Origin of the sequence: Amycolatopsis sp. WGS_07 (assembly GCF_045278895.1) — a bacterium.
Taxonomy (GTDB): Bacteria; Actinomycetota; Actinomycetes; order Mycobacteriales; family Pseudonocardiaceae; genus Amycolatopsis.
Genome location: NZ_CP136053.1, coordinates 4,232,149 through 4,245,513 on the forward strand (window position 1 = coordinate 4,232,149; position 13,365 = coordinate 4,245,513).

Below are 13,365 nucleotides of genomic sequence, written 5' to 3' on the forward strand. Positions count from 1 at the left end.
GCAATGACAAGCACCGCCCGTACCGTCCGCGCAGCCAGGGGCACCTCGCTCACCGCGAAGAACTGGCAGACCGAGGCCGCGCTGCGGATGTTCCACAACAACCTCGACCCGGAGGTCGCCGAGCGGCCCGACGACCTGGTGGTCTACGGCGGCACCGGCCGCGCGGCGCGCAACTGGGCGAGCTTCGACGCGATCACCCGCGAGCTGACCGCGCTGGAGCAGGACGAGACGCTGCTGGTCCAGTCCGGCAAACCGGTCGGCGTGTTCCGTACGCACGAGTGGGCGCCGCGGGTGCTGATCGCGAACTCGAACCTGGTGGGCGACTGGGCGACCTGGCCGGAGTTCCGCCGGCTGGAGCAGCAGGGCCTGACCATGTACGGCCAGATGACCGCCGGTTCGTGGATTTACATTGGCACGCAAGGCATTCTGCAGGGCACCTACGAGACGTTCGCCGCGGTGGCGAAGAAGCGCTTCGGCGGAACGCTGCGCGGCACGCTCACCGTCACCGCCGGGCTCGGCGGCATGGGCGGCGCGCAGCCGCTGGCCGTCACGATGAACGACGGCGTGGCGTTGTGCATCGAGGTCGACGCCCAGCGCGCGCACCGCCGGGTCGAGCACCGGTATCTCGACGAGGTGGCCGACGACCTGGACGACGCGATCCGGCGGGTCACCGCGGCGAAGAAGGAGCGGCGTCCGCTGTCGGTCGGCGTGGTCGGCAACGCCGCCGAGGTGCTGCCGGAGCTGCTGCGCCGCGACGTCGAGGTGGACATCGTCACCGACCAGACGTCGGCGCACGACCCGCTGTCCTACCTGCCCAAGGGCGTCAGCGTGGACGACTGGCCGGACTATGCGGCCAAGAAGCCGGACGAGTTCACCGACCGGGCGCGCGAGTCGATGGCCGACCACGTCGACGCGATGCTCGGGTTCCTCGACCGCGGCGCCGAGGTGTTCGACTACGGCAACTCCCTGCGCGGCGAGGCGAAACTCGGCGGCTGCGAGCGCGCGTTCGACTTCCCCGGCTTCGTGCCCGCTTACATCCGGCCGCTGTTCTGCGAGGGCAACGGGCCGTTCCGCTGGGCCGCGCTGTCCGGCGACCCGGAGGACATTGCCGCGACGGACCGCGCGATGCTCGAGCTGTTCCCGGAGAACGAATCGCTGGCCCGCTGGATCAAGATGGCCGGCGAGCGCGTCGCGTTCCAGGGCCTGCCCGCCCGGATCTGCTGGCTCGGCTACGGCGAACGGCATCTGGCCGGCCTGCGCTTCAACGAGATGGTGGCCAGCGGCGAGCTGAAGGCCCCGGTCGTGATCGGCCGCGACCACCTCGACTCGGGCAGCGTCGCCTCGCCGTACCGCGAGACCGAGGGCATGGCCGACGGCTCCGACGCGATCGCCGACTGGCCGCTGCTGAACGCGCTGGTCAACACCTCGTCCGGGGCGAGCTGGGTGTCCATCCACCACGGCGGCGGGGTCGGCATGGGCCGGTCCATCCACGCCGGGCAGGTGAGCGTCGCGGACGGCACGCCGCTGGCCGCGCAGAAGCTGGAGCGGGTGCTCACGAACGACCCGGGCATGGGCGTCATCCGGCACGTGGACGCCGGATACGACCGCGCGGCCGAGGTCGCCGACGAGCGTGGTGTGCGGGTGCCGATGCGGGAGCAGGCGTGACCGCGTCCGGGCTGCTCGGCGAGATCGCCGACGTCGGGCGCGATGCGCGGCGTGGCGGTTACTCGCGGCACGCGTTCGATTCGCCGGAACACGACCTGCGTACGTGGTTCGTCGAACGGGCGCAGCAGCTGAGCCTCGACGTCGAGACCGATCGCAACGGCAACCTGTGGGCGTGGTGGGGCGTTCCCGGGGTGGACGCGGTCGTCACCGGCAGCCATCTGGACTCGGTGCCGGGCGGCGGCGCGTTCGACGGGCCGCTCGGCGTCGTGAGCGCGCTGGCGGCGGTGGAAGCCTTGCAGGCCAAGGGGTTCCGTCCGGCCAAGCCGTTCGCGGTGGTGGTGTTCGCGGAGGAGGAGGGCGGGCGCTTCGGCATGCCGTGTCTCGGCTCGCGGCTGCTCACCGGGACGATCGACGCGGACCGGGCCCGTGCGCTGCGGGATCCGTCCGGCGTCACGTTCGCCGAGGCGGCCGCGAAGGCCGGGTTGGACGTGGACCGGGTCGGCGCGGATCCGGACCGGCTCGGGTTGATCGGGCAGTTCCTGGAGCTGCACGTCGAACAGGGCAGGGGGCTGATCGACCTCGGGTCGCCGGTGGCGGTCGGCAACACGGTGATCGCGCACGGCCGGTGGCGGTTCTCCTTTGCAGGACAAGGCAATCACGCGGGCGCGACGCTGCTCGCGGACCGGGTGGACCCGATGCTGCCCGCCGCTGAGACGGTGGTGGCGGTGCGGCGGCTGGCGCGAACCGTGCCGGACGCGCGGGCGACGGTGGGCCGGTTGGTGCCCACGCCGGGCGGGACGAACGTGATCGCGTCCACTGTGGACCTGTGGCTGGACGCACGGGTGCCGGGCACGGCGACGCCGGAGCTGGTTGAGGAGATCACTCAGGCGGCGCGGGCGGCGGCCGAGGCGGAAGGGTGCGAGCTGGCGGTCACGCGCGAGTCGTACTCCGACGACGTGGTGTTCGACGAGTCGCTGCGGCGATCGCTGGGGGAGTGGCTGGGCGCGCCGCCCGAACTGCCCACCGGTGCCGGGCACGACGCGGCGATCCTGGCGGGATTCGTGCCGTCCGGGATGCTGTACGTCCGCAATCCGACCGGGATCAGCCATGCGCCAGAGGAATTCGCTGAGGCGGACGACGTCGAGGCCGGTGCCCGGGCGCTCGCCGAGGTGCTGGAGCGGCTCGCGAGATGACCACGTACTGGTGCGAACGGGCCTGGCTGCCCGACGGGGTCGCGGACGCGGTCCGGATCGAGGTGGCGGACGGCCGGATCGTCTCGGTGGCCGCCAACGCCGATAAGACCGGGACCGTCCTCAATGGACTGACGCTGCCCGGGTTCGCCAACGGCCACTCGCACGCGTTCCACCGTGCGCTGCGGGGCCGGACGCACCACGAGCGGGGCACGTTCTGGACGTGGCGGGAGCGGATGTACTCGCTCGCCGCCCGGCTCGATCCGGAGTCCTACTACCGGCTCGCCAGGGGCGTCTACGCGGAGATGGTGCTGGCAGGCTACACGAGCGTCGCCGAGTTCCACTACCTGCACCACGGGCCGGGCGGCGCGCCGTACGCGTCGCCCAACGCGATGGGCGACGCGCTGCGGCAGGCCGCGCGGGACGCTGGGATCCGGATGACGCTGCTCGACACCTGCTATCTCGCCGGCGGCATCGGCGTGCCGCCGGACGAGGTGCAGAAGCGGTTTTCGGACGGTTCCGCTGAGAAGTGGGCGGAACGCGTTGCGCTGCTGAAGGAAGACGACCTGTTCCGCGTCGGCGGGGCGATCCACTCGGTGCGCGCGGTGCCGGAGTATGAGCTGCCGAAGGTGGATGAAGCAGTGCCGGAGGACCGGCCGTTGCACATCCATCTGTCCGAGCAGCGCGCGGAGAACGAGCAGTGCGAGGCCGCGTATCGATGGACGCCGACCGGGCTGCTTTGGGACTACGGCGTGCTCGGCGAGCGGCTCACCGCGGTGCACGCGACTCATCTGACCGAGCAGGACGTCAAGTGGCTGGGCGATTCCCGGAGCGGCGCGTGCTTCTGCCCGACCACCGAACGGGACCTCGGCGACGGCATCGGACCTGCTCGGAGCCTGCTCGACGCCGGGGTGCGGCTGGGCATCGGGAGCGACAGCAACGCGGTGGTCGACGCGTTCGAGGAGACCCGGGCGCTGGAGCTGGACGATCGGCTCGCCAGCGAGGAACGCGGCCGGTTTACCGCGGAGGAACTGCTCGCCGCCGGCACCGAGCACGTCTCCGCCGGCTGGCCGGAGAACGGCACGATCGCGGCCGGAGCCGGGGCTGACCTGGTCACGGTCGCGATGGACACGGTGCGCACAGCCGGGATCGAACCGTCCGGCGTGCTGTTCGCCGCCGCGGCCGCGGATGTCCGTACCGTGGTGGTGGCCGGGCGGGAAGTGGTGCGCGACGGCGCGCACGTGCTGATCGAACGACCGGAAACCTTACTGGCCAAGGAGATCGAGGCGCTGTGGCAGTTCTGATCACCGGAATCGGCGAACTCACCACGAACGATCCGGAGCTGGGCAAGCTCCGCGACGCCGCGCTGGTGCTCGACGGCGAGACCGTCGCGTGGGCCGGTCCGGCCGGGCAGGCCCCGGACGCCGACGAGCGCGTGGACGTCGAGGGCCGGGCCGTGCTGCCCGGGTGGGTGGACAGCCACACCCACCTCGTGTTCGCGGGCGACCGCACCGCCGAGTTCGAGGCACGGATGGCCGGACAGGCTTACGCGGCAGGCGGAATCGCGGTCACTGTCGATGCGACGCGGGCGGCCTCGGACGAGCATCTGACGGCGAATCTTCGTCGACATGTCGAGGAAGCGGCCGCGCAGGGCACCACCTGCCTGGAGACCAAGACCGGGTACGGCCTCACGGTCGCGGATGAGGAACGGTCGGCGCGGATCGCGGGGACAGTCGCGGACGAGGTGACCTTCCTCGGGGCACACCTGGTACCGCCGGGTGCCGACGCGGAGTCCTATGTGGACCTGGTGTGCGGCGAGATGCTGGACGCGGTCGCGCCGCACGTGCGGTGGGCCGATGTGTTCTGCGAGACCGGTGCGTTTGACGCGGCGCAGTCGGCACGCGTGCTCAAGGCGGCGAAGGAACGCGGGCTTGGGTTGCGAGTGCACGGGAATCAGCTCGGCGAAGGGCCGGGTGTGCGGCTGGCGGTGGAGCTGGATGCGGCGAGCGTCGACCACTGCACCTACCTGAGCGATGCGGACGTCGAGGCGCTCGCGTCGTCCAACACGGTCGCGACAGTGCTGCCCGCGTGCGATTTGTCGACGAGGCAGTCGCTCGCTCCAGCGCGGCGGTTGCTCGACGCGGGGGCGACGGTCGCGTTGGCCAGCAACGCTAATCCGGGCAGCTCGTACACCACGTCGATGGCGTTCTGCGTGACGACGGCTGTGTTGCAGATGCGGATGACCGTGGACGAGGCGGTGTGGTCGGCGACGGCTGGCGGTGCGCGGGCGCTCCGTCGCGACGACGTCGGGTATCTGCGGCCGGGTGCGCGGGCGGATGTGCACGTACTCGACGCTCCGTCCACCACGCATCTCGCTTATCGGCCGGGTGTCCCGTTGACCCACGCGGTGTGGCGGAAAGGGGCAAGGGTGCGTTAATCGGGTGGCGACGGAGTCCGCGGCTACGCTAACGTGAAAGGGAACAGGACGCGCGAAAGACCATTGTCCGGTATGGGTTAGGCTGGACGATCCATTCGCTCTGTTTCCGAGTGCCCGGCGTAAGCGGGCCAGCCCAGTGCGTCCCTCTCGAACCAGAACCTGGTACGGAAGGGACTTGGCTGATGCTGGATAACGCGGATGACACGGTGCTCGTGATCGGGGCCGGGCTCGGCGGGCTGTGTCTCGCGCAGGGGCTGCGCAAGGCAGGCATCCCGTGCGCGGTCTACGAACGCGATTCCGCGCTGGACGCGCGGCGGCAGGGTTACCGGCTGCACATCGATTCCCGCGGCGACCAGGCGTTGCGAGAGGTGCTCCCGCCGCAGCTGCACGAGCTGTTCCGGGCCACCTCGGGGCAGCCGCGCAACGTCACCACGATCTACGACAGCCAGCTGACGCCGGTCACCGAGTTCGTGCTCGACGACGGCGACGTGCAGCGGAACGTCAACCGGTTCACTCTCCGGGAGATTCTGTTCGAGGGCCTCGAGAACGTCCACTTCGGCAAAGAGTTCGTGCGCTACGAGGAGCGCGACGGCGGCGTGATCGCGCACTTCGCGGACGGGACGCAGGCGCGCGGCGCGGTTCTCGTCGGCGCGGACGGGGTGAATTCGCCGGTGCGCCGGCAATACCTTCCGCAGGCGCAGGTCGTCGACACCGGATTGCGTCAGCTGTACGGGAAAATCCCGCTCGCCGCGGCGAACCGGGAGCTGTTCGACCCGGCCATGTTCTCCGTGTTCAACATTATTTCCGGTCCGGGGAAAGCGATGATCGGAGTCGCGCCGGTCGACTATCCGGAGCCGATCGCCGACGCGTGCGCCCGGCTCGCGCCCGGGGTGCGGCTCAGCCCCGACGAGGCGTACATGACCTGCGCTTTCGGTGCGCGCACGGAAATCTTCGGGCAGACCGACGACGAACTCCGCGCGCTGTCCGGCGACGAGATGCGGAAGCTCGTGCTGGACCGGGTCGGGGACTGGCATCCGAAGGTGCGCCGGATCGTCGAAAGCTGGGTCCCGGAAACGGTATTCCTCGTCTCGATCCGGACCAGCGTGCCGATCGGGCCGTGGGAACCGTCGCGGATCAGCCTGGTCGGCGACGCGATCCACGCGATGAGCCCGGCCGCCGGCGCCGGGGCGAACACCGCGATGCGCGACGGTGCCGCGCTCGCGGCCGCGCTGAGCAGCGGCGGCCCGGAGGCGATCGGGGAATACGAGGCGGAAATGCGCCGGTACGGATTCGCCGCCGTGCGCGAGTCTGCGGCGAACGGGGCACAGCACCTCGGACAGAATCCATTGCCGGAATTGTCCGCGGAACCCGTTTTCTAACCGAGTCCGGGAAGTGCGCGGGGGCAGAGTTCCTGCCCCCGCGCCCGACCCCGCGCGCGGACGCCGGGCGCTCGCGCGACGATGAATCCGGACCAGCAGGTGGACGGCGGAAAACCGGCGACGGCGGCAAGATCCCGTTCATTCAGAGTTCAACTACTGGCCACCCGCTGAGGGATCTGGAGACCCCGCCCGCGTCGGTACCGTCATTCCCGCAGGACACTCCGAACTGGAGAGCGGGCATGGACTTTTCTCTCATCGTCCTGGTGGTGATCGTCGCGGCGCTGGCCTTCGACTTCACCAACGGGTTCCACGACACGGCCAACGCCATGGCCACCTCGATCGCCACCGGCGCGCTGAAGCCCCGGGTCGCGGTCGCGATCTCGGCGATTCTCAATCTCGTCGGCGCCTTTCTTTCGATTGAAGTCGCGAAGACCATTTCCGGCGGAATCGTCGACGACACCAAGGTCACTCCGGTGGTGATTTTCGCCGGATTGGTCGGGGCCATCGTCTGGAATCTCGTCACGTGGCTGGTCGGGCTGCCGTCGAGTTCGTCGCACGCGCTGTTCGGCGGGCTGATCGGGGCGACCTGGATCGCGTCCGGCGCGGACGCCGTGCATTTCGCGAAGGTCATCGAAAAGGTGCTGATCCCGGCGGTCGCGTCGCCGGTGGTGGCGGGCGTGGTCGCGATCGCCGGCACCTTCCTCGTCTACCGGATCACCGCGAAATCGCGGCAGGACGTCGTCGGCAAGGGTTTCAAGACCGGTCAGGTGCTTTCGGCCAGCCTGGTTTCGCTCGCGCACGGCACCAACGACGCGCAGAAGACGATGGGCGTCATCACGCTCGCGCTGATCGCGGGCGGCTCGCTCGCGCCCGGGTCGAACCCGCCGGTCTGGGTCATCCTCGCCTCCGGCGCGGCGATCGCGCTCGGCACCTACTTCGGCGGCTGGCGGATCATCCAGACGATGGGCAAGAAGCTCACCGAAATCCAGACGCCGCAAGGGTTCGCCGCCGAAACGAGTTCCGCGGCGGTCATTCTCGCCTCGTCGCACCTCGGCTTCGCGCTGTCGACCACGCACGTCACCTCGGGCGGCATCATCGGCTCCGGGCTCGGCCGGAAGCTCGCCGAGGTGCGCTGGGGCGTCGCGGGCAAGATGGTGATCGCCTGGGCGCTCACGCTGCCCGCCGCGGCGATCGTCGGTGCCATCGCCGCCGCGGTTTCCACGCGCGGCAGCTGGGGAACGGTCCTCGTCGGCGGCGTCGGGGTGCTGCTCGCGCTGGGCATCTGGCTCGCGTCGCGGCGCAATCCGGTCACGCCGGCCACTGTCAACGACGAGCCGGAGGCCGCCAAGGCCGCCCCGGTCGCGGCCTGAGGGAGCACGACATGGCGATCAACTGGGGTGCCCTCGGCATCGTTTTCGTGGTGGCGCTGGCCGCGGTGGTCGTGCTGACCGGGCTGTTCGCGTACGGGGTGCGCGGGCTGTCCGAACGCGTGACGGCGCGGGCGCACGGCGGCAGCGGCACGGTTCAGCTGACCGGCGCGGTCGTGTGCTTCACGATCTGCGCCGCGGTGATCGGGTACGGGATCTACCTGATCGTGGCCTAGGCGAGGGCCGCCTCCGCGCGGGCCCGCAGTTCTTCCGGAAGCTCGTCGAGCAGCGGTCGCACCGTTGCCCGGCGAGCTTCGTTCAGGTGGGCCAGCACGTCCAGCGCCGGCGCCCACAGCGACTCGTCCGCGGCGGCGGTCCGGACCAGCAGAAGGCAGCCGGGCGTCGCCGAGCAACGCGAGCACGTGGTCGATCCGGCTCCGGTCGTCCAGGACATACGCGGTGCGCAAGAGACCGGCGTCGTCCAGCAGCCCGACGCAACGGCGCACCGTCTCGTCCGGCAGGTGGCCGACGAACCGGCCCAGCGTGATCCAGTCCTCGCGACGGGTCAGTTCCTCGGCGACCGCTACGACCGTCGCGACCGGGATACGCGTGATGATCGACGTCGCGCGCCGCGGGTCCAGCTCCGCGGCGACCGAGGCGAGGAACTTCGGCGACAGCCGCTTCGCGACATCGACGCCGCGCGACACGTCGACCAGTCCGGCGATCCGCGCGCACAGCAGCGGGCCGAACACCTTCTCGGCGATCTTCGCGGTCACCGCCGCCGGCAGCAGCTTGCTCGCCAGCGCCATCCGCTCCAGCACGACCAGGTTCGCGTCGAACAGCGTGGTCGTCACCTGCTCGCGGAGCAGCCGTACTTCGCCCTGGTCGACGTCGGCGAGGTAGTCGAGCCGGGCGGGGTCGACGTCGAGCACCCGGGCGAGCTTGAGGATTTCCGGGTTCACAGGCCGACCGCTTTCCGCACCGCGCCGCGCAGCAGAGCGGGCACGTACTTCAGGCTCTCCTCACCCGCGCGGGCGAGCGCCTGCGCTTGCCGGTGCCGGGCGTCCCGCAGCGCCGCGGACAGATCCTGTTTGTGCTGCTCAGACAGGGCTTCGATGCCGTCCGGCAATGGAGCGCCGAGCTGTTCGGCCAGGGTGCGTTCAGCCATGGTGACCCATCATGCCTCACGGTCTCGACCTTGACTTTCGGCAGTGGTGACGAATCGGGCGGCCCTTGTAGCGTCAGCGGCATGAAGGAGGCGACGCGGGTTCGGTGGCGCGTGGCGTTCGACGTGCTGCTGTGGGCCGCGTTGTGCGGATTCGTCCTGCTCGACGCGCCGAACAGCCCGAACGGCTGGGAACTCGCCTACGGACTGGCGTCGGTCACCGTCGCGATGGCGACCGCCCGCGTGTACCCGGCGGTCGCGCTGGTGGTCGCGATGGCGACGGCGATCGTCATCGCGTTCGGCTGGGGCGGCCGGGTCGCGGTGTGGGAGTTCTTCCTGATCGTCGTGATCTCCTACCTGGCCGGGCTGCGGCTCGCCAGGGCGCGCGTGGCGATGATCAGCTTCTTCGCCATCGCGGTGGCCGGGATCCCGCTCGCCCTCCTGCCGACGTCCGGCTTCGACGCGTGGGGCGCGGTGCTCGGCACGCTCGCCTTCGCCGGGGTCGCGCCGTGCCTGCTCGGACGGCACGTGCGGCTGCGGCGCGAACTCGCGCAGGACGGATGGCGGCGCGCCGAGGAGATGGAGAGCAGGCACCGGCTGGTCGCGCAGGAGGCGCGGCTGCGGGAACGCGCCCGGATCGCCAGCGACATGCACGATTCGCTCGGCCACGAGCTGAGCCTGATCGCGGTGCGGGCGGCGGCGCTGGAGGTCGACAGCGGGCTCGGCGACGAGCAGCGCGAGGCCGCCGGACAGCTCCGCGCCGGTGCGGCGACGGCAACGGAACGGCTGCGCGAGATCATCGGCGTGCTGCGCGAGGACGCCGCGCCGGTCGAGCCCGTGCAGGGCGATCTGGGCGAGCTGATCGACCGCGCGCGTGCGTCGGGGATCGAGATCGGCGCCCGGGTAGGCAGCCTCGGCAACGCGCCGCCGATGGTCGCGCGGGCGGTCTACCGCGTGGTGCAGGAAGGGCTCACGAACGCGGCGAAGTACGCCCCCGGCGCGGCCGTCACGGTGGTCGTGACCAGCACGGACGAGGCGACCGACGTCCAAGTTCGGAACGCGCCGCCGCCCGCCGGACCGTTGCCCGGCCGGTCCGGGCAGCGGGGGCTGATCGGGCTGCAGGAGCGCGTGCGGCTGGTCGGCGGAAGCCTGACGGCGGGCCCGTCGGACGGCGGGTTCGAGGTGGCGGCGCGGCTGCCGCACGACGCGGCGCCCGCGCCGGAGCAGGACGACGAGATGATCGGGCAGGCCGCGCGCGAACTGGAACGCGCCCGCCGCGCCGTCCGGTCGAGCCTGGTGCAGGCGATCCTGGTGCCGCTGGGGCTGTTCGGCGTGATCATCGGGGGTACCGGGGTGGCGTTCGTGGCACAGTGGTCGGCGTCGGAGCTGCCGCCGGAGTCGTACGCGCGGATCCAGATCGGCATGCCGCATTCGGCGGTCGAACCGATGCTGCCCTCGCGCCAGCGCACGACGCTGCCGGTGATCAACGTGCCGCCGCAGCCGGACCGGAGCACCTGCGAGTACTACGGAGCCGGCCGGAGCTGGCTCAACTTCAACCACGCGGTCTACCGGCTGTGCTTTGTGGACGGTCAGGTGGCGAGCAAAGATCTTTACAGTGAGGACGAACCGTGATCCGGGTACTGCTGGCCGACGACGAAGCGATGATCCGCGCCGGCGTGGCCGCGATTCTGGCTTCGGACAAGGAAATCGAGGTGGTCGCCGAAGCCGCGGACGGACGCGCGGCGGTGGAACTGGCGCGGGCGAACCGGCCGGACGTCGTGCTGCTCGACATCCGCATGCCCGGCCTGGACGGCCTCGCCGCGGCCGAGGAGATCCGCAAACTGCTGCCGGACACCGGCGTGCTGATGCTCACGACGTTCGGGGAAGACGCCTACATCGAACGCGCTCTCGGCCTTGGTGCGAGCGGTTTCCTCCTCAAGGCAGGCGATCCGCGCGAACTGCTCGCCGGAGTGCACGCGGTGGCCGACGGTGCGGCCTTCCTGTCGCCGAAGGTCGCGCACCGGGTGATCACGCGCTTGTCCGGCAACCGGTTCAGCCGCGCCGCGACCGCCCGCGAGCGGGTCGGCGTCTTGACGAACCGGGAGCGGGAAGTGCTGGTGCTGCTGGCCGAAGGACTGTCCAATGCGGACATCGCGGCGCGGATGTTCGTGGTGGAGGGCACGGTGAAGGCGCACGTGAGCACCATCCTGACCCGGCTGGACGTGCGGAACCGGGTACAGGCGGCGATCACGGCTTTCGAGGCCGGGCTGGTGTGAGCTTCGGCGGTTGCCAACGGCTGACACTGGCTCCTACCCGGGTGGTGACCTTTGCTGGCAGCAGTTGGGTGAATGCCGCCCTCAACGCGACCGCAGTTCGGTTCCGAAGGAGCGGCCCGCTGGCACCGGCCTGAATGGACGCTCGCGCGACCTTTTGCGTGCGTGGACGGCGTTCCGCGTCGTAACGACGGAGTGCTTCCTCCACTGTGGACTCGTTGGCGTGCGAAGCCAGCACCACCGCGTCCTCCAGCGCCTGGCAACCGCCTTGCCCCAGGAACGGTGGCATCGCGTGCGCGGCGTCCCCGAGAAGCGCGATGCGGCCGCGGGTGTAACTGGGCAGTGGAGTCGCCAGGTGATATGTGTCGTGCAGCAGGATTTCCGTTGTGGCGTCAATGAGTTGCGGAATCGGCTCGTGCCAGCGACTGTACTTCGCGGTCAGGTACGCGCGGACGTCGTCGTGCCGGATCCCGGCGGGGCGCGCTTCGGAGATCCACCAGTACACCTCGTCGTCGAGCAGCGGAAGGACACCGATCTCGATTCCGGCCGCCCACGTGGTGCTCAACGTGGGCTTCAACGACAGCTTGGCGATGCCGCGAAACGCCGCGCCGCCGCTGTAGGCGACTCGCGCGGACGGGAAGAGCGCCTGCCGGATCGGACTGTTGATGCCGTCGGCGGCCACGACCAGGTCGGCTTCGATCGCGCCGGAACTGTGGTGCACCACGCCGTTCTGCTCGACGCTCGCCACCTCGACCCCGGTCTTCAGGCACTCGTCCGGCAACGCTGACCGCAGTGTCTCGATCAGGCTTGCCCGGTGAATCGCGCCCAGCGGGAGGCCGTGACTGCGCACGAAGAGGTCCGCGTCCCACCTGGCCAGCCGACGCCCGCGCCAGTCGACCAGCCCGCCGCCGCGCTGCGCCGAGATCCGCGGCTCGACACCGAGTTCCGCCAGCGCCCGCTGCGCGTTGGGCCACAACGAGATCCCCGCACCGATCGCGGCGAACTCCGGCGCCCGCTCCAGCACGGTGACCCGCCAGCCGACCTTGCGCAGCCCGATCGCCGCCGCCAGCCCGCCGATGCCCCCGCCGACCACGACCGCGTGTCGCTGAGCCATTGCCCGCCTCCTCTACGTCTGTAGAGAACTCTACACCTGTAGTGTCGTCGGGGTGGAGCGGATAGCTGTGATCGGCGACGCGGCCATCGAGGTGATCGCGGCCGAAGGCATGCGCGGACTGACTCACCGCGCGGTCGACCGGGCGGCGGGTTTGCCCGCGGGCTCGACGTCGTACTACGCCCGCACCCGCGCGGCGCTGCTGGAACTGGCCGCGGACCGGATGATCGCGCTGGACCAGGCCGAAATCGCGCCGCCGACCGGGCAACTGGCGGAATTCCTCGGCGCCATGGTGCACCGGTCGATCACCGTCGGCCGCACCAGAATGCTGGCCCGGTACGAGTTCGCCCTCGAATCAACCCGGCGCCCCGAACTGCGGGCCCGGTATGACGCTGGTGGCTTGGAATTGCGCCGCCGGTGCGCGGAAGTGCTCGCCGCGGCCGGTTCCCCGACGCCGGAGGACCACACCCGGGTGCTCATCGGCTGGCTGGACGGATCGATCTTCGACGCACTGGCAGGCACCGGCTCGGTGAACCCGCCGACCGAAGCCGATTTGGTCGCCGGAGCCCGCGCCGTGCTCGCCGGACTGGGATTGCCGCACGCCTGACCCACTCGTCTGTGAGGGGAACCCTCGCAGACCCTGATTCCCCCAGGGTTCCCCCTCGCGGCCCGCTGCCGCCCCGGGAAGTCGTGAGGGACCCCTTCACGTACTTAGATTCCCTCAAGGAGTCCTTCACGACCCGCCCCGCCCCGAACCGCCACCGATGCACCCAAAGAG

The 13,365-nt window shown here is 70.6% G+C and carries 12 protein-coding genes and 1 pseudogene; 10 read left to right on the plus strand and 3 right to left on the minus strand.

Features of this window, described 5'->3' with window-relative positions:
* Positions 1-3 precede the first annotated feature (3 nt).
* The 7 genes from hutU (at position 4) to RPX00_RS20270 (ending at position 8,274) form a co-directional block, all read left to right on the plus strand.
* Positions 4-1,665, plus strand: coding sequence for a urocanate hydratase (gene hutU / locus RPX00_RS20240; protein WP_406641424.1), 1,662 nt, complete (start codon positions 4-6; stop codon positions 1,663-1,665).
* The gene (locus RPX00_RS20245; protein ID WP_406641425.1) at positions 1,662-2,858 is read left to right on the plus strand and encodes an allantoate amidohydrolase; all 1,197 of its coding nucleotides are present in this window, start codon (positions 1,662-1,664) and stop codon (positions 2,856-2,858) included. Before hutU ends, RPX00_RS20245 begins: the two co-directional genes overlap by 4 nt.
* Positions 2,855-4,159 (plus strand): formimidoylglutamate deiminase, encoded by a 1,305-nt coding sequence (locus RPX00_RS20250; RefSeq protein WP_406641427.1) that lies wholly within the window; start codon positions 2,855-2,857, stop codon positions 4,157-4,159. The genes RPX00_RS20245 and RPX00_RS20250 overlap by 4 nt, the downstream gene beginning before the upstream one ends.
* Positions 4,147-5,292 (plus strand): imidazolonepropionase, encoded by a 1,146-nt coding sequence (hutI, locus tag RPX00_RS20255; RefSeq protein ID WP_406641429.1) that lies wholly within the window; start codon positions 4,147-4,149, stop codon positions 5,290-5,292. Before RPX00_RS20250 ends, hutI begins: the two co-directional genes overlap by 13 nt.
* 182 nt (positions 5,293-5,474) lie before the next feature.
* Positions 5,475-6,671 (plus strand): FAD-dependent oxidoreductase, encoded by a 1,197-nt coding sequence (locus RPX00_RS20260; RefSeq protein WP_406641431.1) that lies wholly within the window; start codon positions 5,475-5,477, stop codon positions 6,669-6,671.
* A gap of 239 nt (positions 6,672-6,910) precedes the next feature.
* On the plus strand, positions 6,911-8,041 hold the full coding sequence (locus RPX00_RS20265; RefSeq protein ID WP_406641433.1) for an anion permease: 1,131 nt from the start codon (positions 6,911-6,913) through the stop codon (positions 8,039-8,041).
* Positions 8,042-8,052: 11 nt separating this feature from the next.
* On the plus strand, positions 8,053-8,274 hold the full coding sequence (locus RPX00_RS20270) for a hypothetical protein (protein ID WP_378303232.1): 222 nt from the start codon (positions 8,053-8,055) through the stop codon (positions 8,272-8,274).
* On the opposite strand, the pseudogene RPX00_RS20275 reads toward RPX00_RS20270, so the two are convergent.
* Positions 8,271-9,000, minus strand: a pseudogene (locus RPX00_RS20275) (hypothetical protein). The gene RPX00_RS20270 and the pseudogene RPX00_RS20275 sit on opposite strands and share 4 nt — an antisense overlap.
* Positions 8,997-9,206 carry a hypothetical protein gene (locus RPX00_RS20280; protein WP_406641434.1) on the minus strand — a complete coding sequence of 70 codons (210 nt, stop codon included), beginning with the start codon at positions 9,204-9,206 and terminating at the stop codon, positions 8,997-8,999. Before RPX00_RS20280 ends, RPX00_RS20275 begins: the two are co-directional and overlap by 4 nt.
* An 81-nt stretch (positions 9,207-9,287) precedes the next feature.
* Here RPX00_RS20280 and RPX00_RS20285 point away from each other — a divergent pair, with 81 nt between their 5' ends.
* Both RPX00_RS20285 and RPX00_RS20290 read left to right on the plus strand, forming a co-directional pair.
* Positions 9,288-10,835: a sensor histidine kinase gene (locus RPX00_RS20285; RefSeq protein ID WP_406641436.1), complete on the plus strand. Its 1,548-nt coding sequence runs from the start codon at positions 9,288-9,290 to the stop codon at positions 10,833-10,835.
* Entirely contained in the window at positions 10,832-11,479 is a 648-nt protein-coding gene (locus tag RPX00_RS20290) for a response regulator (RefSeq protein ID WP_406641439.1), read from the plus strand. The genes RPX00_RS20285 and RPX00_RS20290 overlap by 4 nt, the downstream gene beginning before the upstream one ends.
* Here RPX00_RS20290 and RPX00_RS20295 read toward each other — a convergent pair.
* Positions 11,451-12,590 carry an FAD-dependent monooxygenase gene (locus tag RPX00_RS20295; RefSeq protein ID WP_406641441.1) on the minus strand — a complete coding sequence of 380 codons (1,140 nt, stop codon included), beginning with the start codon at positions 12,588-12,590 and terminating at the stop codon, positions 11,451-11,453. The genes RPX00_RS20290 and RPX00_RS20295 overlap by 29 nt on opposite strands.
* A 52-nt stretch (positions 12,591-12,642) precedes the next feature.
* Between RPX00_RS20295 and RPX00_RS20300 the strand changes: the two genes are divergently transcribed.
* Complete coding sequence (locus RPX00_RS20300) at positions 12,643-13,194, plus strand: TetR/AcrR family transcriptional regulator (RefSeq protein WP_406641443.1); 552 nt, start codon at positions 12,643-12,645, stop codon at positions 13,192-13,194.
* Positions 13,195-13,365: the final 171 nt, after the last annotated feature.

Coding starts and splice junctions, on each gene's coding strand:
- RPX00_RS20270 (WP_378303232.1), top strand. CDS start 8,053: ATGGCGATCAACTGGGGTGCCCTCGGCATCGTTTTCGTGGTGGCGCTG.
- RPX00_RS20295 (WP_406641441.1), bottom strand. CDS start 12,590: ATGGCTCAGCGACACGCGGTCGTGGTCGGCGGGGGCATCGGCGGGCTG.
- RPX00_RS20265 (WP_406641433.1), top strand. CDS start 6,911: ATGGACTTTTCTCTCATCGTCCTGGTGGTGATCGTCGCGGCGCTGGCC.
- RPX00_RS20250 (WP_406641427.1), top strand. CDS start 2,855: ATGACCACGTACTGGTGCGAACGGGCCTGGCTGCCCGACGGGGTCGCG.
- RPX00_RS20280 (WP_406641434.1), bottom strand. CDS start 9,206: ATGGCTGAACGCACCCTGGCCGAACAGCTCGGCGCTCCATTGCCGGAC.
- RPX00_RS20285 (WP_406641436.1), top strand. CDS start 9,288: ATGAAGGAGGCGACGCGGGTTCGGTGGCGCGTGGCGTTCGACGTGCTG.
- RPX00_RS20260 (WP_406641431.1), top strand. CDS start 5,475: ATGCTGGATAACGCGGATGACACGGTGCTCGTGATCGGGGCCGGGCTC.
- hutU (WP_406641424.1), top strand. CDS start 4: ATGACAAGCACCGCCCGTACCGTCCGCGCAGCCAGGGGCACCTCGCTC.